Genomic DNA, 21,874 nt, shown 5'->3' on the forward strand with positions numbered 1-21,874 from the left:
TGCGATTCAGGGGCGGTCCGGGCGTGGATCACGGGCGGCGGAGCAGCAGCCGGCGCGCGGTCTCGAGCAGCTGCAGGCGCGCGGGCAGCTCCGCCCGGGTGCAGAACTTCGAGGCCATCGCCGTGTACAGGTCGTCCTGCGCGACACCGGTCGCCGCCGCGATCGCGTGCACGCGATCGGCCAGCGGCAGGCGGGCATAGCCGCGCACGAGGCGGGTCGCCGCGTCCTCGAGCGCGCGCTGCTGTGCGCCGAGCAAGGCGTCGCGGCCGTGGCGATGCAGGTAGGCCCCCATGCCGCGCACCTGCTCCGAGATCGAGCGGCGCAGCCGCGGCGGCGCGGCCAGGCGCGGGCCGAAGCGCACCGCCGACCGCCACAACGCGGCGGCCAGCGCCATCCCGCCCAGCACGATGGCGATCCAGCCGGTGTGCCACAACCACGGCGTCAGCGGCTCGCGCTTCTCGTTCAGGTAGATCCAGACCGTGGCGCCGCGATCGGCCTGCACCGTGGCGGCCAGCAGCAGCGAGAGGTCGCAGCCGAAAGGCATGCGGCCCTGGAAGAGCGCGGGGCCGGCGTTGAGCACCGTCACGCTGCCTCGCCCCTGACCCACGCGGATCAGTTGCTGACCGAAGTCCTGCGTGAGCGTCCAGTCCGCCTGGCGCCCGGGCTTGGCCTTCAGGCGCTTGCTCCAGCCGAACTGGCTGCAGAGGTCGAGCGACTCGACCTCTCCGAAGACCGGCGGCTCGGAGAAGGCGGCGTCGCCCTGCTCATCGTCGTCCTCGTCCTCATCGTGATCGTGGTCGATGTGGTCGCCCTCGTTCCCGGCGTCCTCGTGGGCAGCCGACGCGGCGCGTCCGCGTGTGGCTGGCGGCTTCGCCTTCGCGGCGGCATCCGCCGCCGCCCGCGCACGCTTGACCTTCTCGGAGACATCGGCGGCGAACACGGGCACCCAGGCCTCCAGGCGCGTGTCGTCCCAGCCCGTCTCCTGCAGCAGCACCAGATGACCGCCGCGCTCGACCCATGCGCGCATCTGCTCGGCGCGTTCCGGCACCAGGGCCCAGTCCGGCGACAGCAGCACCAGCCGCGCGCCTTCCGGCGGCATCCGGTCGAGCTGCTCGTGGTGTTCGGCGTGCATGCCGAGCTTGCGCAGGATCTGTTCGAACGCGTAGACCGGGTTGTCCCGGGCCTCGCCGGTGGCCGGGCGGGGGACGTCCTCTTCCACCCACTCGGTGTTGTTCGAGAGCCACCAGCCGGCGGCGATCAGCACCAGCGCGGCCAGCACGAGGAACAGGCGTTCGCGCGTCATGTCGCGCTCCCTGGCGCGTTCGTTGTCGCGGGGCCCGCGGCCGGGCCGGCCGCCATGCGCGACTCGAAGTCGGCGCACAGGGCCTCGAAGCGGTCCGCCGGCAACTCACGCTGCGCATAGGCCACCGACTGCCAGCCCGAGACCAGGCGCGACAGGTAGTCCAGCGCGGACGGCGACACGCGCGCCGCCGCCAGGACCAGGCATTCGCGCTCGGTGCTGGCCGAGCGGATCGGCACGCCGTGCCCGTGCACGAGCCGCGACAGCGCGCCGCGGTACAGCAGCGACAGCGCGGCCCGCTGCTCGCCGCCCCGCCAGAGCGCGCGCGCGGCGGCGCCGATGTCGTCCGGCAGGCTCTCCGGGCGGATGTCCAGCGTCCCGACATGGGTCGGCAGCGCGGCCTTCAGCGCGCGCCCGCCCTCCTGGCCCTGGAGCCAGTCCCGCAGGCGCAGCAGCACCCAGATCAGCGCCGCGGCGCCGATCAGCCACAGGGCCACGCGCAGGCCGGACGACAGGTTCTTGAACAGGTCGATCCACCAGCGCGAATTCTTGTCCGCCTTGTCCTCGTCCGGCTTCTTCTCCTCGTCCGTCTTCTTCTTGAGGCGCAGGACCTTCTTCTTCTCGTCGCCGGCCCACAGCGGATCGGCGCGGACCTCGCGCTCGGCCTGCCACACGGCCTCGGCATCGATCGCCGAGGCGGCGGCCTTCGCCGGCCCGGGCGCCGGCTGGCGCCCGGCGGCGTCGTCGGCGGCGGCGTTGCCGCACGCCAGGATCATGGCCACGAACAGCCCCTCACGCGAACGCACGGCGGAACTCCTGCTCGATGTCCCAGGCCTCGAGGACCACGCGCCGGTTCAGGTACATGGCGAATCCCGCCGCGACGTAGAACGGCTCCAGGAACAGCACCACCAGCGCATAGGCCGACGCGACCGCGAGGTCCAGCCCCAGCTGGCCGGCCGCGTGCGCCTCGGGGCGGAAGAACCAGTCCAGCACGTCGGCGTTGCGGTTCTCCGGCGCGAACCACCAGACGAGCGCGATCAGCGCGTAGCTGAGCACCCCTTCCGCATGCGCGAACGCGGTCTGCAGCGCCGTGGCGGCACCGCGGTTGTCGTTGAGCATCAGCTTGGCGCGCTGGCGGCGTGCGGCGCCGCGCTGGCCTTCGAGCTGCTCGATCGGCTGCGTGTAGGCGCGCCACGGCGAGAACCGCCGCCACAGCACCGTGCGCAGGAACTGCCCGCCGAAGACCTGGCGGCGCGCGCGCCACAGGTCGCTCCAGCGCGTCGCCTCGCCGAAGACGGCGCGCGACATCACGAACAGCAGGCTGCGGTCCAGCCACGGCTTGAGGCAGAAGAGGATCAGGACGGGCACGCCGCCGCCCAGCTCCACGGTGCACATCGCCAGCACCGCGACGGCCAGCAGCAGCGGCGTGAAGCAGCGCCAGATCGACGCCGCCTGCGACCGCACCAGCGCCAGCCCGAGGTCGCAGGCCTCGGCCTGGCTGCGCGGACGCAGGACGAGGGCCAGGCCGTCAACCCGCATGGCGACGCTCCCGGCCCATCAGGCCCAGCCACAGGACCACCAGGATCCAGCACACGGCCGCCACGCCGTACTTGACGCCCGGCGCGATCCAGGCCGCGGAGGACCAGAAGGCCTCGAAGGCCGCGGCCACCAGCAGCAGGAAGAAGGCCGCGTACACGACCGGCACGGACGCGCGCGCGGAGGCGCCCAGCGCCTCGAGCCGGCCCTGCCGTCCGGGCGCCAGCCAGCCCAGGCCCATGCGCAGTCCGGCCGCGCCGGACAGCACGATGCCGGTCAGCTCGAAGGCCGAATGCGTGGCGACGAAAGGCCAGAAGTTGTGCCCCAGGCCGACGCGTTGCAGGTGGCCCGCGACCGCGCCGATCACCAGCCCGTTGTAGAGCAGCACGAAGGCGCTGCCGACGCCCGCCAGGATGCCGGCGCCGAAGCAGCGGAAGCCGATGCCCACGTTGTGGAAGATGTAGATGCCGAACATCTGCCAGTCGTCGCCGGCCTCGCGCAGACGGCCCAGCACCTGCTTGCCGTCGCCGTACATCGCCTCGTAGTTGCGCAACTGGGCGGCGTCCAGCATCCGGAGCGCGAAGTCGGGACCCGACCACGCCAGCAGGAAGGCCGCGACCAGCGGCACGACGAACAGCGCCAGCGCCGCCAGCACGAAGCGTCCCTGCGCACGGACGGCGCGCGGCAGGTCCACGCGCAGCAGCTGCGACAGCTGGCGCAGCCCGTAGTCCTGGCGGCGGTAGATCAGCTGGTGCGCGTCCTGCGTCAGCGTCTCGAGCCGCGCCACCAGGTGGATCGGATAAGCGCGCGACTGCGCCAGCGCCAGGTGCTCGCAGACGCGGCGGTACTGCGACGCGAGCAGCGCGCCATCCGCGCTCTTGCCTTGTCTGGCGAGCGCGAGTTCGGAGGCGAAGGCGTCCCACAGCGGGCCGTAGGTCGCCTCGAAATGCATCGGGCTCATCGGGACTTCCTCATCGGGACTTCCTCATCGGGACTTCCTCATGTGGACTTCCTCATGCGCGCTTCCTCATGCGGACGTCCTCACCCGGGCTTCGTGGCTCAGCCATCACCGCTTCCCCATCAACCATTGCGCGACGCCGAGCAGGCGCTCGGTCGCGATGCGTGGCCGGGCCCCCGGCTCCTCCGCCGGCAGCACGGGGACCGCCAGCTTCGCGAGTTCCTCGAGGCGCTCCGGCGTCAGCCGCTTCGCGCGGCCGGCCCAGGACCGGATGGCGGCCTGCTCGCCCTGGTTCAGCGGCCGTGCCGGCGCCAGCGGGGTCGCGGCGGGCGGGGCGTCGTGCAGGACCACCGGCTGCGCATACACCACCAGCGTGCCGGCGGCCAGGTCGCCCAGGCGCTTGCAATCGCGGTGCAGCAGCATCGTCACGATGCCGAAGGCATAGGCCAGCGGCAGGAAGTCGGCGACGCGCAGCAGGTTGCGGGTGACGGAGGCCGCCGGGGTGACCGGCAGGCCGGTGTCCATGACCACGCGCAGGCCCGCCGCCTGCTTGCCGGGGGTGGCGCCGGAGCGGCCCAGCTCGAAGGCGATCGGGTACAGCCATTCCACAAGGAACATCCCGATCAGCATCAGGCCGTAGCCCAGCCCGCCCAGGCCCGTGGCCCCGAGCGCCATCACGAGGACGACGTCGAGGATCAGCCGGATGAACAGGTCGAGCAGGAAGGCCATGGTCCGCGACACGAGGCCCGCGGGCCGCAGGGACAGGACGATGCCTTCGGGGGTCTCGGCCAGCGCCAGCGTGTCGATGCGGGGCGCGGGCGCGGCGGGATGGGCGCTCAGAGCTTGATCACCTTGGTGTCGGCGATCGTGTCATGCAGGCACTGGCGCGACTCGCGGAAGATCAGCAGGCAGTCGAGCAGCGCGTAGATCATCGAGGTGATGACGTTGACGTTCAGCAGGAAACCGATCCCGTAGCGCAGACCGAGCAGCCGCCACGCATCCGGCTTGCTGCCGTCGGTGCGGACGATGCGGATCTTGAAGAGCATCTTGGCCACGGTCTGCCCGCGCTTCAGCAGGGGCCAGGCCTGGACGAGCAGGAAAACGGTGAAGCCGAGGAACAGCGAGGACAGGTTCAGGGACGTCATCGAGAAGTTCGCCCCGCGCTGGGCCAGCACCTCCTTGATGGCGGGCACCACGAAGGACACGACCATCAGGATGAGCCAGAGGATGGCGGCATCGATGATCGCCGCGACGAAGCGGACGCCGCGGCTGGCCAGGACGTCGCCGGATTCGGCGGCCGGCACATCGGCCACCATCGCCTGGGGCGGCGCGAAACGGTCTTCGCTGGAAACTGACATGCTTTCACTCCCTCTCAGAATTTTGGAGGGCATTGTGTCAGCGCTTCAGGGGGTGGTCGATGGGGGCATCACCGACCTGAACGGGATCCGCCACACCCTCTGGGGGGATTGCCGTCATCGGCGCGTCACGCCGGGGCCGGGTCTTGCGTGAGCCGGGCGCGGTTCACGCCACGGAGGGGGCCCGGATATTGATTCCGGGCGTCGCCGGGCCGGGAAACCCGCAGCCTCCGTCGTTTCAGCTCCGGTCCGGCCGAACCCTCAATTCCGGTCAGGCCGGACCGGCAGCCCGCCGGAGGATCCGTCCGCCTCGGTCACCCGGCCGCTCGCACGGCGGCTCGCCCGGCTTCCAGTGGCGGGCTTGGCGGCTTCGGCGGGCGCGGTCGTGGCGGGCGGCGTGACGTCCGCGGGCTCGGCCTCCGGAGCCGGGACCGCGCCAGGACTCGGCGACTGGGTGGGCGCAGCAGCCGGCGCTGGCGTCACCGCAACCCCCGTCGGCGGCGCCGACCGCGCCGTCGATGCGGCGGGCTGGTTCATCGACGCCGCGTCCAGCGGTGGCCCCACGGTGCCGGACTGGCGCCGGCTGGCATTGGTACTGACCGGCGGTTCGGTCGTCTGCGCGATGGCGGCGGCCGCGACCAGGGTCACGCAGAACGCGGTCAGGAAGATGCTGAATTGCTTCATCGCCGGTCCTCCAAGGGAACGAAGTTCCGAGGCGGCGCGGAATATCGGCGCCGGATAGGCTTCGGGGCAATCCGCACTCCCGGACGCGGGAAGCGCGCCCGGCACCCCGCACCCGGCCTTGCGGGCAGCCGGGCAGCCGGGCAGCCGGGCAGCCGGGCGCCAGGACCGCTGGCCGCGCCACCGGTCACTCCCCCGTCCCAGGGTCCGCGAGAGGGCTGGCGCACCGGGCCGGCAGGTACAGTCCAGGGCCCCCTCCCCATTGCCACCATGGAACGTCTCGAGCCTTCGTTTCCGACGCTGCAATCCTGCGCCGACGAGCCCATCCACATCCCGGGCTCGATCCAGCCGCACGGCCTGCTGATCGCGCTGCGCGAGGGCCGCGTCGCCGCCTGGAGCGACAACGTGCCCGCCCTGCTCGGCCTGCAGCCCACGCTGGGACTGCCGTGGCAGGACCTGGCCCTGCCCGGCACGGTCCACGGCGAGCTGAGCCTCCTGGCCGACGAAGCCGCGCTGACGCCCGGCATGCCGGCCTTCTGCGAGGTCGAGATCGGCGGCCGGCCGCACGATGCCGTCGTCCACGTCCACGACCACCACACGCTGATCGAGATCGAGCCCCGCACCCAGCCGCTGGCGCCGCTGAGCTCCCAGGCGCGGGTCTACGACCGGATCCGCCGTGCCGGCTCGATGGAGGCGGTGCTGCAGGTGGCCGTCGATGCCATCCGCGCCTGGACCGGCTTCGACCGGGTGATGGCCTACCGCTTCCGCCACGACGACAGCGGCGAGGTCGAGGCGGAAGCCAAGTCGGACGCCCTCTCCTCCTACCGCGGCCTGCGTTATCCGGCCAGCGACATCCCGGCGCAGGCGCGCCGGCTCTACCTGCTCAACACGCTGCGGCTGATCCCGCACGTCAGCTACCGCGCGGTCGCGCTGGTCGGACACCCCGAGGCGCCGCCGCTGGACCTGACGCACTCGGTGCTGCGCAGCGTCTCGCCGATCCACGTCGAGTACCTGCACAACATGGGCGTGGGCGCGTCGATGAGCGTCTCCATCGTCGTCAACGACAAGCTCTGGGGCCTGATCGCCTGCCACCACATGAGTTCGCTGCAGGTGCCCTACCCGGTGCGCTCCGACTGCGACGTGCTGGCCAACATCCTGTCCTCGGCGATCGCGACGATCGAGGCGCGCGAGTTCGCGCGCCGCCAGGCCGACACAGCCTCGCTGGTGGCCGAACTGGCGGCCGACATGGGCATCGCGGATGACGCGATCACGGCCCTGCTCGGCCAAGCGGCGCGCCTGCGCGACGTCTTGCGCGCCGACGCGCTGGTGCTGGCGCAGCAGAGCAAGGTGGTCTCGGACGGCGACCTGCCGCAGGAGCTGGCCGTGGCCATCGCGACGGTGCCCTGGACGGGCGACATGCCCGCGCTGCGGACCTGCAGCGACGACTGGCCGGAGGCGCTGCGGCCGCTGATCGGTCAATGGGTCGGCTCCATGTGCCTGCCCTTCGACGCCAGCAACGGTGGCCGGCTGATCGCGCTGCGCAAGGAGCAGCGCGAGACGGTCCGCTGGGCCGGCCAGCCCGACAAGGTCGTGGCGCGCGGCCCCAACGGTCCGCGGCTGACGCCGCGCGGCTCCTTCGCGGAGTGGCGCGAGCAGGTCAAGGACTGCGCCGAACCGTGGACCGAGACGGACGTGCGCTTCGGCAAGCAGCTGATGCTGGAACTGCAGCGCACGGCAGCCGCCCGGCATGCGGAAGTCGAGGCGGCGCGGCGCAACCTGCTGGCGATGCTCGGCCACGACCTGCGCGATCCGCTGCAGGCCATCCAGATGGTGGCGGGCGTGCTCAAGCGCGAACCGGATCCGGCACAGACCGGGCGACTGGGCGCGCGGCTGGACGCGTCGAGCGGACGGATGCACCGGCTGATCACGCAGGTGCTGGACTTCAGCCGGGCGGAGGTCGGCATGCAGCTGCATGCGGAACTGCGCGCGCTGGATCTGGAGGCCCTGCTGCTGGACCTGGTCGAGGAAGTGCGGATGGGCCATCCCGGCTTCGAGATCGTCGCCCGCACGGCGGGTCCGGCCATGGTCACCGGCGATCCGGTGCGGCTGGCACAGGCGATGTCCAACCTCATCTCGAACGCGCGGCACTACGGTGCGCCAGGTCGCCCGGTGACGGTGGCGCTGGCGCCGACCGGCGATGGCGGTCAGCGTTTCAGCGTGGCCAACGACGCCGAGGAGATTCCGTCCGCCGTGGCGGCCGAGCTCTTCGAGCCGTTCAAGCGCGGCCTGGAGCGCGGCGCGCCCAACCGCAGCGGCCTGGGCCTGGGGCTCTACATCACGCGGCGCATCGTCGAGGAACACGGCGGCACGCTGGGCTACCGGTACGAGGCGCCGAACGTGGTGTTCGAGTTCACGGTCGCCGGCTAGAACCCCGGGCGTTTCAGCAATCCGGGATCCGGTTCACCAGCGGCTCCCCGCGCTCGAACGCGCTGAGGCTCTCCAGCGTCGTGGCCATGATCTGGCCGATGGCCTCGACGGTGAAGAAGGCCTGGTGCCCCGTGACGATCACGTTCGGGAAGGACACCAGCCGCTGGATCACGTCGTCGTGGATCACCGTGGAGGACAGGTCCTGGAAGAACAGGCTGGCCTCCTGCTCGTAGACGTCGATCGCCAGGCCGCCGAGCTGCCCCGTCTTCAGCGCCTGCGTCGCCGCCTCGGTGTCGACGAGGCCGCCGCGGCTGGTGTTCACCAGGATCGCGCCGCGCTTGAGTTGCGCCAGCGAATCCGCGTCGACGATGTGCTGCGTCTGCTCCGTCAGCGGGCAGTGCAGCGAGATCACGTCCGACTGCGACATCAGCTCGGGCAGCGGCACGTAGCGGCCGCCGAGTTCCTCGAACTCGGCCCTTGGATACGCGTCGTAGCCGAGCACCGTGCAGCCGAAACCCGCCATGATGCGCGCGAAGATCGTCCCGATCTTGCCGGTGCCGATCACGCCCACCGTCTTGCCATGGAGGTCAACGCCCATCAGGCCGTCGAGCTCGAAGTTGCCGTCCCGCGTGCGCACGCTGGCGCGGACGATCTTGCGGTTGACCGCGAGCAGCAGCCCCACCGCGAACTCGGCGACCGAGTACGGCGAGTAGTCGGTGACCCGCACGACCTCGATGCCCAGCCGGCGGGCGGCGGCCGCGTCGATGTGGTTGAAGCCGGTCGAACGCGTCGCCACCAGCTGCGTGCCCTGCGCCGCCAGGCGCGTGAGCACCTCGGCGTCCACGGCATCGTTGACGAAGACGCACACTGCCTTGCATCCGGCGGCCAGCGCGACCGTGTCGACGGTGAGCCGGTCCTGGACGAACACCAGCTCGTGACCGATCCCCTGGTTGGCCTGCTGCAACAGGGTCTGGTCATATCGACGCGTACTGAAGACGGCGGTTTTCATGATTCCTGCTCCATTCCTCTTACTCCCTCTCCGGCTTGCGGGAGAGGGCGGGGGTGAGGGCCAGCGGCGGTTGAAGTACGGTGGCCCCTGGCGACCTCACCACATCCCCAGCACGCGCCACCACGCGATGCCCACGGTCGCGAAGATCAGCAGCTCCAGCACGCACATCACCGCGCCGACGCGCCACCACTGCCCCATCGTCACGTAGCCGCTGCCGAAGATGATCGGCGACGTGCCGGTCGCATAGTGGGTCAGCGTCATCATGATCGCCGAGCCCGCCGTCATCATCAGCATGAACGGCACCAGGTAGTCGCCCGGCACCAGCTGCGCGCCGACCGTCAGGAATGCCAGCATCATCGCGCTGATGTGGGCCGTCGTACTCGCGAACAGGTAGTGCGAGAACACGAACGCCGCCACCAGGACCGCGGCGACCCAGAACCAGCCCATCCCGCTCGCGACGATCGCGTCGCGCATGCCGATGGAGAACCAGCTGATCACACCGAGCTTGTTCAACTGCTCGGCGAGCATGACCAGCGCGCCGAACCAGATCAGCGTGTCCCAGGCGCTCTTCTCCGACAGCACATCGTCCCAATCGATGGTGCCGGTGATGATGAGCGCGAACAGGCCCAGGAAGGCGACCACCGTCGGATCCAGCGTCCAGCCCGGGCCGAAGATCATCGCCGGCACGTTCGCCCACAGCAGCAGCATCAGGCCGAAGACGCCCAGCATCACGCGCTCCTTGCCCGACAGCGGCCCCATGCGGGTCAGCTCGCCGCGCGCGTACTCGACGGCGTTCGGCGTGGCCTTGAGCTCGGGCGGCGCGAGCAGGAACACCACCAGCGGCATCGTCAGCAGCGCCACCAGCCCCGGCAGCAGCATGCACAGCGCCCAGGTGGTCCAGGTGAGGTGCAGCGACTGCCCGGTGGCCTTGGCGACGTAGTCGACCACCAGCGGGTTGGGCGCCGTCGCGGTGAGGAACATCGCCGAGGTGATCGGATTGGCGTGGTAGTTGACCAGCGCGAGATAGGTCCCGACCTTGCCCTGCGTGTTCTTGGCCGGATCGGAGTCGAAGGCGCTGGCGATCGACTTCATGATCGGATGCACGATGCCGCCGCCGCGGGCCGTGTTGCTGGGCGTGAACGGCGCGAGCACCAGCTCGCAGATCGCCAGGCCGTAGCCGATGCCCACGGTGCGTCTGCCCATCAAGGCGATGAACATCAGCCCGATGCGGTTGCCCAGCCCGGTCTTCTTGAGTCCGCGGGAGATCAGCACCGCCACGACGATCAGCCAGATCAGCGGGTTGGAGAAGCTGCTGAGCGCATCGGTGATCGCGCCCTTGGACGTCGGCGACGTCACCTGGGCCAGCGACAGGATGACGATGGCCATCATCGCCATCACGCCGATCGGCATCACCTTCAGGATGATGGCCACGATGGTGGTGAGGAAGATGGCGACCAGGTGCCAGGCCTCGGGCCTGAGGCCGTCCGGCACCGGCACCAGGAGCAGGCCGATGAGCACCCCGGTCGTGATGAACGCGGGGATCAGGCGGAATGGCACCGCCTGCTTGAAATAGCGATAGAGCGCGATCAACCGGGCTGTCATGCGCAGCGTCCTCCCTGGGGTCTCCAGTCGATTGAATCACGAAGGAACGGCCGCAGCGTCGATCAACACTGGTGTTGCGTCAAGCTTCGTGCACGTGGCAAGGACTGGCCCCTACACTCGACACGATCAATTCCTGGGGTGGCCATCCATGGATGTCATCGACCGGTTCGGACTCTTCCTGGCGGCTCAGCCGCTGCTGGCGCTGTTCCTCACGATCGCGGTGGGTTACTGGCTGGGCGCCCGCAGCATCCAGGGTTTCGCGCTCGGATCGGGCGCGGTGCTCTTCGTCGGGCTGGCGATCGGCGCGGCCGCGCCGCAGCTGAAGCTGCCCGCGCTCATCGGCAACCTGGGGCTGATGCTCTTCCTCTACGGCGTCGGCATCGCCTACGGCGCGCAGTTCCTGCGCGGCCTGACCAGCGCGCGCGGGGCCAGGGCCAATGCGGCGGCGCTGCTGGGGGTTCTGGCCTCGCTCGGCCTGATGATCGCGGCGACGCGGTTCTGGCCCGGCGTGGAGCTGCCCAGGGCGTTGGGCGCCTTCTCCGGCGCGGGCACCAGCACCGCGGCGCTGCAGGCGGCGCTGGCGGTGTTCGGGCCGTCGCCGGCGACGGGCTACTCGGTCGCGTATCCGGTGGGCGTGGCGATCCCGATCCTGCTGCTCGGCCTCTACAACGCTTGGCGGAAGCCCCGGCTGGAGCACCCCGCCCCGCCCTCGCTCCACGTCGAGGAAGTCCACGTCGACGATGTCGCCGTCCTCGGCCGCACGGTCGCCGCGGTGTCGCAGACGCTGCCGCACGGGGTGGCGATCTCCGCGATCCGGCGCGGTCATCACAACATGGGCGCGGCGCTTGACGCCGAACTGCAGCGCGGCGACGTGCTGCTGCTCAGCGGTACCGATCCCGCCGCGCTGAAGAACGCCGCGCTGCGCTTCGGCCCTGCGGAACCGGGGCGCATCCTGCGCGACCGCAGCGAGTTCGACTACGAGCGCTTCTTCGTCTCCAGCCCGCTGCTGGCCGGCAAGCGGCTGTCGGAACTGCAACTCCCGCCCGAGTGCCGCGCGCGCATCCTGCATCTGCGGCGCAGCGACGTGGACCTCGCACCGCACGCGGACCGGGTCCTCGAGTTCGGCGACCGCGTCGGCGTGCTCGCGCCGCGCGAGAGCTTCCCGACGCTGAGCCGCTACTTCGGCGACTCGGTCCGCGCCACCGGCGAGGTGAGTTACATCGGCCTGGGCGTCGGCGTAACGCTGGGACTGGCCGTCGGCGCGATCAGCCTGCCGCTGCCGCTGCTGGGCCACCTCTCGCTGGGTTTCGCGGGACTGCTGCTGGTCGCGCTGCTGCTGGGCTGGCGCCGCCGCACCGGGCCGCTCACGTGGGTGATGCCGATCTCGGCCAACCTGGTGCTGCGCAACTTCGGGCTGACGGTGTTCCTGGCGGTGGTGGGGATCTCGTCCGGATCCACCTTCGCCGCCACGATCGCGGAGAGCGGCTGGCTCTACCTGGCGCTCGGCAGCGCGATCGTCTCGGTGCTGGTCGTGGTGACCCTGCTGATGGCGACGGTGGTGTTCAGACTGCCGTTCGACGCCGCGGCCGGCATCGTCGCGGGAGCCACCGGCAACCCGGCGATCCTGGCGTTCTCCAACCGCATCGCGCCCACCGACCAGCCTGACATCGGCTACGCGATGATCTTCCCGTCGATGACGATCGTGAAGATCGTGCTGGTGCAGGTGGTAGCGATCTGGGGGGCATGACCCGCATGCGGGACGGCATGTCAGAACGTCAGCGTGAACGTCACCCCGCCGTGGACCGTCAATTGGCGCTCGGATTCCTCCCACGCCATCTTCACAAATTCAGGAGCGAACCGCGTCTCGGTGATCCCGAAGCCCCTGGCGGTGTCCGCCAGGATGAGCAACGGCGCGCGCCCGCCTCCACGCGACTCAAAACCTGCGTGCGTGGAGACGCCCCACTTCTTGCGTGTCGACACGCGAACCTTCACCGGAATCCACGGCGTCACGACCGGTGGCCGCTCCGTCGCGCCGACGGCGGTCATGAATTCCCGAAGCGAGTGGATGGCATCCATCTGCTCGTCTTCACTCAGATGCTGTGAGCCCACTGTTCCCTCCCGTTGTTGTTCGCGCGACTCTATCGTGCGTCGAACCTGACCTCGCCCGTGGACTCCGACTCCGCGTCTGAAGCGGCCTTCAACCGTCCACGGATGACGGCATTCACCTCCGCCCCATAGATCAGCGTCGTCGCGCTGATGTAGAGGAACACCAGCGTGGCGACCACGCCGGCGAAGCTGCCGTAGAGCAGCGCCAGCTTGCCCGCGCTGCGCAGCGTGTACGAGAGCGTCGCTGCCGCCGCCACCCAGAGCGCTGCGCCGACGAGCGCGCCGGGCAGCACCGTGCGCAGTCGCAGGCGGACGTCCGGCAACCAGCCGTAGAGCAGCGCATACAGCACGACCAGGACCGGGAACGCGACGCCATAGCGCACGCTGTTGCGCACCCACAGCGTCTCGCGGCCCTTGCCCACGCTGTTCTCCAGCGCCTCCCAGACGTAGGGCATGACGATCACGGAGCTGAAGATGGCGAGGATGGCGCCACCGACGATCAGCGTGAACAGCGTGACCTTGAGGCGCGCGCGCCAGAACGGCAGGCCGCGCTCGATGGCGTAGGCGCGGTTCAGCGCCGTGCGCACGGCCTGCATGCCGGACGATGCCGTCCACAAGGTGACGAAGAGGCCGATGGCCAGCAGCGCCTGGCTGCGCTGGGCCAGCACCTGGTTGACCACCGGCTGCAGCGCGCTGCGCACGAGCGGCGGCGCGTACTCCACGACCCGGCCCGCCAGCGCGGCCGCGTCGCCCGGCGAGCCGATGTAGGCGGCGCCCGCCGACACCAGCAACAGGAGCGGGAACATCGACAGCACCATCGAGAACGCCATGCTGCCCGCCTGGTTGGCGCTCTGGTGCTGCACGTAGTTGCGGATCGCGAGCAGCAGCACGCCGAGGACGGGCGTGCGTATGGCCGCTAGGCGGGCCCAACGCAGCAGTCCGCTCAGACGCGGCCGGTCGCGGAATCTGCGCATCCAGGACATGCGGGCATCCATCTTTCGATGCGTGAGGTATTCGCCGAACTATTCATGAGGCATTCATTTCGTCCGTTCTGGCGTGCCCTGGGAACGCCCCTGTTTCATCCGCTTCGGAGCAAGCTTTCAGAGGGAGCGGCGCCAAACCGCAAGCTTCTCGCCCAGCGAAAGTCCGTCTGTCCAAGGCACTCCTGAACTATTCATCGAACTATTCATCGAACGATTCACAGACCATTCGTCGAACGATTCACCCCGGCGCTCCCTGGGGTCCGGCGCAGCACAAGCCGCCGTCCGCAAGGGCAATCGGCGCGCCGGACGGACTCGGCGCCGGTGAACCCGCGGTCCTGTCATGAGAAGATGCCAATCCGCCAGATGGCATCCCCACGAACGCGCGCGCCATCTGCCCCGGCGTCCGATACGCGCCCTCAAGGTCCCGATGAAAGCACCCCCGCGTCTCCAATCCCTGATCGAGGAAGGCCTGATCGACACCGTCGTGCGGCAGCTGATGAGCGGCAAGGAAGCGCTGGTCTACGTGGTGCGCTGCGGCGACGAGACCCGTTGCGCCAAGGTCTACAAGGAGGCCACGCAGCGCAGCTTCCGTCAGGCCGTCGACTACACCGAGAACCGCAAGACCAAGAACAGCCGGCAGGCCCGGGCGATGGCCAAGGGCACGAAATTCGGCCGCCAGGCCCAGGAGGCCGCCTGGCAAAACGCCGAGGTCGACGCGCTGTATCGCCTGGCCGGCGCCGGCGTGCGCGTGCCGCGGCCCTACAACTTCATGGACGGCGTGCTGCTGATGGAGCTGGTCGTGGACGAGAACGGCGACGCGGCGCCGCGCCTGAACGACTCGATGTTCACGGCCGAGGAGGCCCGCACCCACCACCAGAGCCTGCTGGGCGAAGTCGTGCGCATGCTAGGCGCCGGCGTGGTGCACGGCGACCTGTCCGAGTTCAACATCCTGCTGGCCAGCGACGGCCCGGTGATCATCGACCTGCCGCAGGCGGTGGACGCCGCCGGCAACAACCACGCCAAGCGCATGCTGCTGCGCGACGTCAACAACCTGCGCGACTTCTTCGGCGGTTTCGCCCCGGACCTGCTGAGCACCGACTACGGCCACGAGATCTGGGCCTTGTATGAAAGCGGCAACCTGACGCCGGACACGCCGCTGACCGGCCGCTTCAAGCACGCGACCGGCCCGGTCGATCTGGGCGAAGTGATCCGCGAGATCGACGACGCGGTCGACGAGGAAGCCGCCCGGCGCCTGCGGATGCAGTGAGCCGTCGGCGTCAGTTCAGGGCTTGGCGGCCCGGAGCGCCGCCGTGATCGCGTCCCGGATTGGGAACAGGTGGTCGTTGCCGTTGAACTCCGCATCCGGACTGTTGCCGGTATGCACGATGACGACCTTCGCAATCGGGTCCACGAAGATGTTCTGCCCGTTGGTGCCCCAGGCGAAGGAGCGCCCGCCCGCCGCCTGCGGAATCCAGACGTGCAGACCGTAATACGGCACGGCCGCGGGCTGGGGCTTGTCCTTGCGCAGCTGGGTCATCTGCTCGATCCACGTCTGAGGCACGACCTGGCGCTCGCCCACGCGGCCGAGGTTCATGATCAGTTGCCCCAGCCGGGCGTAGTCCCGCAAGCTCGCGACGAACTGGCCCTGCACGCCCTCCTGCCCTGCCCGGTTCTTGATCCAGTAGGCGGGCGCCTCGGCGCCCATCGGGCCCCACAGGCGCGTGGACAGGTAGTCGGTGTTGCTCACGCCGGTGCGCGCGCTCAGCATCAGGCCGAGCACGGCCGTCACCGCGCCGTTGTAGTTGAAGACCTTGCCGGCGGGATCCTTCTCCTTCTTGCCCGCCAGATAGGCGCGCACATCGGTGAAGGGCTCGATCATCGGATTCGTGCTCTGGTTGTCCGAGGCCTCGCCGGGCCGGAACGAGTTCTTCAGCGCCACGCCCGAGCTCATGCGCAACAGGTCCTCGACGCTGTCGTCGGCGAAGGCACTGTCGCGGAAGTCCGGCAGCACCGTCGCGACGCGCTCGTCGAGGGACAGCCTGCCCTCGCCGATCGCGACGCCGATCAGCAGCGCGAGGACGGTCTTGGACATCGACGCCGACAGCAGCGCCGACGACGGCCGCGCCTGCTGCAGGTAGCGCTCGAACACGACCTGGCCCTCGTGCATCACGAGGAAGCCGGTGGTGCAGAACCTGCCGAAGTAGTCCTCGAGCGGCACGGCCGTCGCCGAGCCCCGCGGCTTGTAGCTCACCGCGCCCAGCGGCGTCCCCGCGGGCAAGGCTTGCGGGACGGCGGCGGCCGGTGCCTCGTTGTGGAGGAAGCGCTTCTGGGGATCGACGTAGACGCCCTGGCAGCCGGAGGCCGTCTGCGCGTGCGCGACGCCGCCCAGCGCGACGGTCAGGGCCACGATCACATGGGGCAGCGCGGGGCCTCGCTGCGGTCGCCGGGATGGATGCTGCTTCATTTGTCGCGATCGTAGCTGCCGGTACCGATGTAGACGGACCGGTTGTCGCCATCGACGGGGAAGCTGAGCAGCCGCTCCTGGTGGCCGTCGTCGTACTCGAGCGTGATCACGAAACCATCCAGTTGATATCTGCCGCGGCGACTCGCGCCGTCGTCCTTCGTGCGGGTGCCGCTGCTGACCCCGACCGTCCCGAGCCCCGTGCCGACGGTGCTGCTGCCGGTGCTGCTGCTGCCCTTGCCGTCGCCCTGCGACGACCCCGCGATCACCGTGCCCGTGATGGCCTGCAGGCTGCCGGTGCTGGACAGGGCGCTGAAGCTGCGCTCGAAGCGGCCGTCCTTCGTGAACCGAATGCCGTGCGTGGCCGAAGTGCCGCCGGTGATCATGCTGCCGGTGAAGCTGCGCCGGCTGAAGCTGCCTTCCAGCCGCGCCTCCTTCGGCCATGGCCGCACGGCCTGATGCTCCTCGGGCTTCCAGTCGCCGGACGGACGGCCGTCGTCGTCCTGGGCCTGCATCGCGTAGCTCTTGCCGGCGCTGCGCCAGCGGCCCCACTGTTGCGGCTCGAGCTGGCGCGACGCGGCGACGTCGAGCTGGTCCGGCGGCATCTCGGTGCGACGGTAGACCGTGCCGTCCCGCAGCAGGAAGCGCACGTCCTCCTCCCAGCGGGTGCCGTTGAGGTTGTTGGCGTAACCGTGGATCACGACGGCCGCCAGGTCCTTGTCGCCCAAGCCCTTGCCGGGCGCGGTCGACACGCGCCGCAGCGCCACCTCCTTGCGCGCCAGCGGCGTCTGCGCCAGGGGCGACGGCGTCAGCCCCGACGCGTCGTTGACGAGCGCGGCGTCGGCGAGATCCATCGACAGGCGACTCAACGACGTGACGACGCCGCGCAGCACCACGTCCTTGCCCAGCCAGGATTCGGCGTTGAACTTCAGGTGGATGAACTGCTCGCCGATCCGGTCGCCCTGCGCCTGCATCAGGTAGAAGTTCTCGGGGCGGCGGATGTCGCGGGCCACGCGGCCCTTGACGTAGACCAGGCCGAGCTTACGCCGCGCGGCCTCCTCGGAGATCACCAGCCAGTTGCCGCACTGTTCCGACAACGCGATCACCTGGCTGGGCAGCAAGACCTGGCCCCGCGCGGGTTCGACGGCGACGGGCAGCGGGGTGATCGGCATCACGAGGTTGGCCTGTACGATCGCGCGCGCCACGGCACCCGCCTGCGGGTAGCGCGCGGCGATGTCCTTGCCGCCGCCCTGCCACTCACGCGCGAGCGTGGCGCAGGCCTGCGGGTCGCTCTGCACGCGCTGGCGCATGGGCTCGACGAGCTTGTCCCAGGGCGCATCGCCGCTGCGCCGCTGCATCATGCGGGTGAGCACCACCCGCATCGGGGCGATCTGGTAGCGCCCGCGCCAGGCGATCCAGGCCTCGCGCATCGACGGGGCGGTGGCGGCGCCCGCCTCCTCGCAGGCGTCGATCCCGGCTTCGGACATCACGTCGTAGCTCACGGCCTCGACGAGCTGGCTCATGGCGGCGGAGTCGGTGACCAGGCTCTTCGCGTCAGGCGCGGCGTGGGACGGACTGGCGAGCAGCGCAGCGGCGCAGGCGGGCAGTGCCGCCAATGCGTAACGCGCGGTAAGCGCGACAGACGCGGTGTGTACGGTATGTGCGGTGCGTGCGGTGTACGCGCCACGGGCCGCGAGCGCGGATCGGATGGAGGGGAGACGCATGCGATCGGATCCGGAGATTCGGAGGACTGCATCCTGCCCTGTCGGGGCGTTCCCGGCCACAGCCCGGACGGGGAAGCGTCCGTCTGGGACTTGACGCGCCGCCCCGGATCACTCCGTCCGGATCGACGGCTCGCAGAGCACCGGGAAGTTCAGCGAGTTGGCGATGAAGCACTGCTCGTGCGCGTCATGGTGCAAACGCCGGGCGAGGTCGACGTCGTCTCCGGCACGAACGGTGACGCGCGGCCGCAGGACGATCTGCGTGAAGCGGCCCTTCGCGCCTTCCACCATGGTGCCCTCGGCCTCGTCCACGTAGTCCAGCACGGCGATGCCGGCCTCGGCGCACAGGTGGAGATACCAGAGCTTGTGACAGGCGCTGGTCGAACCCACCAGCAGGTCCTCCGGATTCCAGCGGCTCCTGTCCCCCAGGAAGGCCGGATCGGACGATCCGAGGATCGTGGCCTTGCCCGCCGACCCGATCTCATGGTCCCGGCTGTAGGCCTTGTAGCCGGACGTGCCGGTGCCCTGGTTGCCGGTCCACGTCACGGTGACGTGGTACTTGTGTTCGCGATGTGCCATCGTTAGTCGCTCTTGCAGTTCAGGGCGAGCCGTTGCCCTTGGCGGAAAACATCGCGTCATACGCGACGACGTGTTGCGGGAACAGCTCCTCATAGAGGAGATGGCCAATGCCCAAGACGCTGACTTCGATCGCTTTCGGCCCCAGTTCCTCGGACGCATCCTCGATGAACACGCCGGCCGCACAGTCGATGATCCTCCCGTCCCGATGACGGACCCTCAATTGAAGTCCGGCCCGAACGCTGCCATCGAGCTGGCAGCGCTCGCGGATCAACGCATAGTTCTCGGAGGGATGGAACCGCCCGGTCGCAACGCCCATCGGTGGATCACCGTGTTCCAGTTCCGTTGAGCCGACCACCAGCGACTTCCAAAGCACGTCGAATCGCCGCGCCAGGAAGTTTTCGTCATTCACCAAGATCCACCTCCTCCAGTCGGAGGTGATCTTAGGCGGAACGCATAAGCACCTGCGCATCCCTTCGTAGCCCTCCGAGGCGGTCTCGGCGATCCTGACGTCGACCTTTGCCGTGTGCTCTTTCCGAGCAATTCAAGCCCGGGAGTCCCGCCTCCCGGGCTATTTTTCGTTCCCTTTGCTGGTCCCCCGCTCCCCCATCGCCATGGCCATTCGACGCTCCGCCCTCCTCGGCCTCACCGCCGCCGCTGCCGCCCTGCTCTTCACCGGCGCGAGCCGCGCCGAGGAGATCATCCGGATCGCCGTCACCAACGGCCCGCACGCGCAGATCGCCGAGGTCGCGAAGAAGGTCGCGGCCCGCGACGGCCTCACGCTGCAGATCGTCGAGTTCTCCGACTACGTGCAGCCGAACGCCGCCCTCGACGCCGGCGACGTGCAGGCCAACAGCTATCAGCACCTGCCCTTCCTGCAATCGCAGATCCAGGCGCGCGGCTACAAGATCAGCGCGGTCGGCGTGACCGTCACGGCGCCGCTGGGCTTCTACTCGAAACGCATCAAGCGGCTCGATCAGCTGGCGACGGGAGCCCGCGTCGCCATCCCCAACGACCCGACCAACAGCGGCCGTGCGCTGCAGCTGTTGCACAAGGCCGGCGTCCTCACGCTCAAGCCCGGCGCGGGCATCTCGGCCACGACGCTCGACATCGCCGGGAATCCGCGCAAGCTGCAGATCGTCCAGGTGGATGCCGCGCAGCTGCCGCGTACGCTGGACGACGTCGACGCCAGCGCGATCAACACGAACTACGCGGTGCAGGCGGGTCTCGTCCCGAAGCGCGATGCCATCGCGATCGAAGACGCCAAGAGCCCCTACGCCAATCTCATCGCCGTGAGGACGCAGGACAAGGACCGCCCCTGGGTGCCCAAGCTGGTCCGCGCCTTCCAGTCGCCCGAAGTCCGCCAGTTCGTGGCGGAGCGCTTCGCGGATTCGCTGGTCGTCGCGTTCTGAACGGCGTTCAGGCGAGCAGTCCGCCATCCACGTTGATGATGGTGCCCGTGAGGTGCCTTGCTCCCGGGCTTGCCAGGAAGGTGACCGCGGCGGCGATGTCCGCGGGCGCGGCGAAACGGCCCAGCGGCGCCAGGCTGCGCTGGTAGTCCGCGCTCTCGCCATCGGCCGGGTTCATGTCCGTGTCGGTCGAGCCCGGCTGGACCAGATTGGCCGTGATGTCCTTCGGACCCAGCTCCTGCGCGAGCCCGCGCGTGAAGGACTGGAGCGCCGATTTCGTCATGTAGTAGACCGTGCCCGGCGCGCCGACGATGCGGTCCGCGCCGGCGGAGCCGATGGTGATCACGCGGCCTCCCGCGACCAGGTGCGGGATGGCCGCCTGCGTCGCCAGCACGGGTCCTCGGACGTTGACCGCGAGCAGCGCGTCGATGTCCGCCACGCTGAAATCCGCGATCGTGTTGTAGCGGGCAATGCCGGCGTTGTTGACCAGGATGTCCAGTCCCCCCAACGCCGCGACGGCCTCGTCGACCGACCGCCTGATGGCGCCCGGATCCGCGCTGTCGGCCTGGATGGCCACGCCGCGGCGACCCAGGCGCTCGATCGACGCCACGACGGCCCGCGCGCGATCGCCCGAGTTCTGGAAGGTCAGCGCGACGTCAGCGCCTTCTTCGGCCAGCGCGAGCGCGATCGCGGCCCCGATGCCCCGAGAGCCGCCCGTCACCAGGGCACGTTTTCCAGCAAGTTGCTTCATGGGTCCACCATTTATGCAGTGATTGATGCATTAATAGTAGAATCCGGATCCTGGCATCGTCAAGGCATTTATGAAGCGATCGTTGCAAAAGAAATTCCCGTGCCGGCGGAGACCGCCGCGCCCGCCCCTCGCGGGCGTGGCCGGCCACGTGCCTTCGATCGCGAGGATGCGTTGATGAAGGCCATGCGGCTCTTCTGGATCAAGGGATATGAGGCAACGTCGATCGCCGACCTGACCACGGCGCTGGGCGTCGGCTCGACCAGCCTGTATGCCGCCTTCGGCTCGAAGGACGAGCTGTACGCCGAGACACTGCGGCTCTACTCGGACACCTTCGAGCACCTGGTGCTGGGGCGGTTCCGGCAGGCGGCCACGGCCCGCGAAGCGGCGCTCGCCTACCTGCGTGACTCTGCCGCGGCCATGACGGGCGCCGACTGCGATCTGCCGCACGGGTGCCTGGTCACGCTGAGCACGGTGGGCAGCGAGGGGCATGACGCACTCGGTGAAGTGATGAAGACCACGCGGGCCGGCGCCTTCGACGTGCTCTCGTCCCGTCTGGCACAGGGCGTCGCCGATGGGGAACTGCCGCCTGCCCTCGACATCGCGCATCTCGCCAGGTATCTGCAGACGGTGCAGAGCGGCATGGCGATCCGCGCCCGTGACGGCGCCGACCGATCGGAACTCCAGGCGGTCGCCGAGATCGCGATGGCCGGCTGGGACGGCATCGTCCAGCAGTCGCAGTCGCCACCGCAGCCGCGGAAGAAGCAAGCGGTCCGTGCCGGCCCGGGCCGGATGAAAACCTGAACAGCGGGAACGCTTCCGGCCGCCGGTCCGGCGTCTGACGATCGCCCGCCGCCCGCGCGGGCCCTTCGGCTCAGAGACGGATCGACGGGGTCGCGGCGCATGCGCGCGCCAGCCCGCCGCCGTCAGCAAATGCGAATAGGGAATACGACGGATCCCTCGTATTCTTCAATGCGATCAATCCATCGCATTGCGTCGTCG

Annotated in this window: 21 protein-coding genes; 5 read left to right on the forward strand and 16 right to left on the reverse strand. The window is 69.7% G+C overall.

From position 1 onward, the window contains the following. Positions 1-28: 28 nt before the first annotated feature. From ACQ859_RS19905 to ACQ859_RS19935, 7 genes are all read right to left on the reverse strand, one after another. On the reverse strand, positions 29-1,303 hold the full coding sequence (locus tag ACQ859_RS19905) for a DUF4350 domain-containing protein (protein ID WP_431262399.1): 1,275 nt from the start codon (positions 1,301-1,303) through the stop codon (positions 29-31). Further along, positions 1,300-2,106 (reverse strand): DUF4129 domain-containing protein, encoded by an 807-nt coding sequence (locus ACQ859_RS19910; protein ID WP_431262400.1) that lies wholly within the window; start codon positions 2,104-2,106, stop codon positions 1,300-1,302. Before ACQ859_RS19910 ends, ACQ859_RS19905 begins: the two co-directional genes overlap by 4 nt. Next, a complete protein-coding gene (locus tag ACQ859_RS19915; RefSeq protein WP_431262401.1) occupies positions 2,093-2,839 on the reverse strand; it encodes a hypothetical protein in 747 nt (248 codons plus the stop codon). The genes ACQ859_RS19910 and ACQ859_RS19915 overlap by 14 nt, the downstream gene beginning before the upstream one ends. Beyond that, a complete protein-coding gene (locus ACQ859_RS19920; RefSeq protein WP_431262402.1) occupies positions 2,829-3,797 on the reverse strand; it encodes a stage II sporulation protein M in 969 nt (322 codons plus the stop codon). The genes ACQ859_RS19915 and ACQ859_RS19920 overlap by 11 nt, the downstream gene beginning before the upstream one ends. A gap of 105 nt (positions 3,798-3,902) precedes the next feature. Then, positions 3,903-4,634, reverse strand: a complete 732-nt coding sequence (locus ACQ859_RS19925; protein ID WP_431266605.1) for an RDD family protein — start codon at positions 4,632-4,634, stop codon at positions 3,903-3,905. Further along, complete coding sequence (locus tag ACQ859_RS19930; RefSeq protein WP_431262403.1) at positions 4,631-5,152, reverse strand: RDD family protein; 522 nt, start codon at positions 5,150-5,152, stop codon at positions 4,631-4,633. Before ACQ859_RS19930 ends, ACQ859_RS19925 begins: the two co-directional genes overlap by 4 nt. A gap of 258 nt (positions 5,153-5,410) precedes the next feature. Continuing rightward, on the reverse strand, positions 5,411-5,833 hold the full coding sequence (locus ACQ859_RS19935) for a hypothetical protein (protein ID WP_431262404.1): 423 nt from the start codon (positions 5,831-5,833) through the stop codon (positions 5,411-5,413). A 267-nt stretch (positions 5,834-6,100) separates the two neighbouring features. On the opposite strand from ACQ859_RS19935, the gene ACQ859_RS19940 reads away from it, so the two are divergent. After that, positions 6,101-8,257, forward strand: coding sequence for an ATP-binding protein (locus ACQ859_RS19940; protein ID WP_431262405.1), 2,157 nt, complete (start codon positions 6,101-6,103; stop codon positions 8,255-8,257). A gap of 13 nt (positions 8,258-8,270) precedes the next feature. Here the strand turns inward: ACQ859_RS19940 and ACQ859_RS19945 are convergent, their stop codons facing one another. Beyond that, positions 8,271-9,266, reverse strand: coding sequence for a 2-hydroxyacid dehydrogenase (locus ACQ859_RS19945; protein ID WP_431262406.1), 996 nt, complete (start codon positions 9,264-9,266; stop codon positions 8,271-8,273). Positions 9,267-9,362: 96 nt separating this feature from the next. Beyond that, positions 9,363-10,868 (reverse strand): DASS family sodium-coupled anion symporter, encoded by a 1,506-nt coding sequence (locus tag ACQ859_RS19950; RefSeq protein WP_431262407.1) that lies wholly within the window; start codon positions 10,866-10,868, stop codon positions 9,363-9,365. A 157-nt stretch (positions 10,869-11,025) separates the two neighbouring features. Between ACQ859_RS19950 and ACQ859_RS19955 the strand changes: the two genes are divergently transcribed. After that, positions 11,026-12,615: an aspartate:alanine exchanger family transporter gene (locus tag ACQ859_RS19955; RefSeq protein ID WP_431266606.1), complete on the forward strand. Its 1,590-nt coding sequence runs from the start codon at positions 11,026-11,028 to the stop codon at positions 12,613-12,615. 20 nt (positions 12,616-12,635) lie between these two features. Here the strand turns inward: ACQ859_RS19955 and ACQ859_RS19960 are convergent, their stop codons facing one another. Both ACQ859_RS19960 and ACQ859_RS19965 read right to left on the reverse strand, forming a co-directional pair. Continuing rightward, positions 12,636-12,944 (reverse strand): hypothetical protein, encoded by a 309-nt coding sequence (locus ACQ859_RS19960; RefSeq protein WP_431262408.1) that lies wholly within the window; start codon positions 12,942-12,944, stop codon positions 12,636-12,638. A gap of 62 nt (positions 12,945-13,006) precedes the next feature. Continuing rightward, entirely contained in the window at positions 13,007-13,957 is a 951-nt protein-coding gene (locus ACQ859_RS19965) for a YihY/virulence factor BrkB family protein (protein WP_431262409.1), read from the reverse strand. A gap of 427 nt (positions 13,958-14,384) precedes the next feature. On the opposite strand from ACQ859_RS19965, the gene ACQ859_RS19970 reads away from it, so the two are divergent. Then, complete coding sequence (locus ACQ859_RS19970; RefSeq protein WP_431262410.1) at positions 14,385-15,224, forward strand: PA4780 family RIO1-like protein kinase; 840 nt, start codon at positions 14,385-14,387, stop codon at positions 15,222-15,224. 15 nt (positions 15,225-15,239) lie between these two features. Here ACQ859_RS19970 and ACQ859_RS19975 read toward each other — a convergent pair whose 3' ends face one another. From ACQ859_RS19975 to ACQ859_RS19990, 4 genes are all read right to left on the reverse strand, one after another. Next, positions 15,240-16,421, reverse strand: coding sequence for a serine hydrolase domain-containing protein (locus ACQ859_RS19975; RefSeq protein ID WP_431262411.1), 1,182 nt, complete (start codon positions 16,419-16,421; stop codon positions 15,240-15,242). Further along, positions 16,418-18,142, reverse strand: a complete 1,725-nt coding sequence (locus ACQ859_RS19980) for a hypothetical protein (protein ID WP_431262412.1) — start codon at positions 18,140-18,142, stop codon at positions 16,418-16,420. Before ACQ859_RS19980 ends, ACQ859_RS19975 begins: the two co-directional genes overlap by 4 nt. Positions 18,143-18,250: 108 nt before the next feature. Further along, the gene (locus ACQ859_RS19985; protein ID WP_431262413.1) at positions 18,251-18,718 is read right to left on the reverse strand and encodes an OsmC family protein; all 468 of its coding nucleotides are present in this window, start codon (positions 18,716-18,718) and stop codon (positions 18,251-18,253) included. Positions 18,719-18,737: 19 nt separating this feature from the next. Beyond that, complete coding sequence (locus tag ACQ859_RS19990) at positions 18,738-19,130, reverse strand: hypothetical protein (protein ID WP_431262414.1); 393 nt, start codon at positions 19,128-19,130, stop codon at positions 18,738-18,740. A gap of 205 nt (positions 19,131-19,335) precedes the next feature. Here ACQ859_RS19990 and ACQ859_RS19995 point away from each other — a divergent pair, with 205 nt between their 5' ends. After that, entirely contained in the window at positions 19,336-20,127 is a 792-nt protein-coding gene (locus ACQ859_RS19995) for a MetQ/NlpA family ABC transporter substrate-binding protein (protein WP_431266607.1), read from the forward strand. Between the two features lie 7 nt (positions 20,128-20,134). Here the strand turns inward: ACQ859_RS19995 and ACQ859_RS20000 are convergent, their stop codons facing one another. Continuing rightward, entirely contained in the window at positions 20,135-20,875 is a 741-nt protein-coding gene (locus tag ACQ859_RS20000) for an SDR family NAD(P)-dependent oxidoreductase (RefSeq protein WP_431262415.1), read from the reverse strand. Positions 20,876-21,049: 174 nt separating this feature from the next. Between ACQ859_RS20000 and ACQ859_RS20005 the strand changes: the two genes are divergently transcribed. After that, the gene (locus ACQ859_RS20005) at positions 21,050-21,676 is read left to right on the forward strand and encodes a TetR/AcrR family transcriptional regulator (protein ID WP_431262416.1); all 627 of its coding nucleotides are present in this window, start codon (positions 21,050-21,052) and stop codon (positions 21,674-21,676) included. Positions 21,677-21,874: the final 198 nt, after the last annotated feature.

The organism is Roseateles chitinivorans (assembly GCF_050632235.1).
GTDB lineage: Bacteria > Pseudomonadota > Gammaproteobacteria > Burkholderiales > Burkholderiaceae_C > Roseateles > Roseateles chitinivorans_A.

Bases quoted from the DNA above. Each gene is read 5' to 3' on its own strand.
- ACQ859_RS19935 (WP_431262404.1), bottom strand. From the start codon at position 5,833: ATGAAGCAATTCAGCATCTTCCTGACCGCGTTCTGCGTGACCCTGGTC.
- ACQ859_RS19940 (WP_431262405.1), top strand. From the start codon at position 6,101: ATGGAACGTCTCGAGCCTTCGTTTCCGACGCTGCAATCCTGCGCCGAC.
- ACQ859_RS19975 (WP_431262411.1), bottom strand. From the start codon at position 16,421: ATGAAGCAGCATCCATCCCGGCGACCGCAGCGAGGCCCCGCGCTGCCC.
- ACQ859_RS19985 (WP_431262413.1), bottom strand. From the start codon at position 18,718: ATGGCACATCGCGAACACAAGTACCACGTCACCGTGACGTGGACCGGC.
- ACQ859_RS19945 (WP_431262406.1), bottom strand. From the start codon at position 9,266: ATGAAAACCGCCGTCTTCAGTACGCGTCGATATGACCAGACCCTGTTG.
- ACQ859_RS19950 (WP_431262407.1), bottom strand. From the start codon at position 10,868: ATGACAGCCCGGTTGATCGCGCTCTATCGCTATTTCAAGCAGGCGGTG.
- ACQ859_RS19920 (WP_431262402.1), bottom strand. From the start codon at position 3,797: ATGAGCCCGATGCATTTCGAGGCGACCTACGGCCCGCTGTGGGACGCC.
- ACQ859_RS19970 (WP_431262410.1), top strand. From the start codon at position 14,385: ATGAAAGCACCCCCGCGTCTCCAATCCCTGATCGAGGAAGGCCTGATC.
- ACQ859_RS19980 (WP_431262412.1), bottom strand. From the start codon at position 18,142: ATGCGTCTCCCCTCCATCCGATCCGCGCTCGCGGCCCGTGGCGCGTAC.
- ACQ859_RS20005 (WP_431262416.1), top strand. From the start codon at position 21,050: ATGAAGGCCATGCGGCTCTTCTGGATCAAGGGATATGAGGCAACGTCG.
- ACQ859_RS19905 (WP_431262399.1), bottom strand. From the start codon at position 1,303: ATGACGCGCGAACGCCTGTTCCTCGTGCTGGCCGCGCTGGTGCTGATC.
- ACQ859_RS19965 (WP_431262409.1), bottom strand. From the start codon at position 13,957: ATGTCCTGGATGCGCAGATTCCGCGACCGGCCGCGTCTGAGCGGACTG.
- ACQ859_RS19930 (WP_431262403.1), bottom strand. From the start codon at position 5,152: ATGTCAGTTTCCAGCGAAGACCGTTTCGCGCCGCCCCAGGCGATGGTG.
- ACQ859_RS19915 (WP_431262401.1), bottom strand. From the start codon at position 2,839: ATGCGGGTTGACGGCCTGGCCCTCGTCCTGCGTCCGCGCAGCCAGGCC.
- ACQ859_RS19960 (WP_431262408.1), bottom strand. From the start codon at position 12,944: ATGGATGCCATCCACTCGCTTCGGGAATTCATGACCGCCGTCGGCGCG.
- ACQ859_RS20000 (WP_431262415.1), bottom strand. From the start codon at position 20,875: ATGAAGCAACTTGCTGGAAAACGTGCCCTGGTGACGGGCGGCTCTCGG.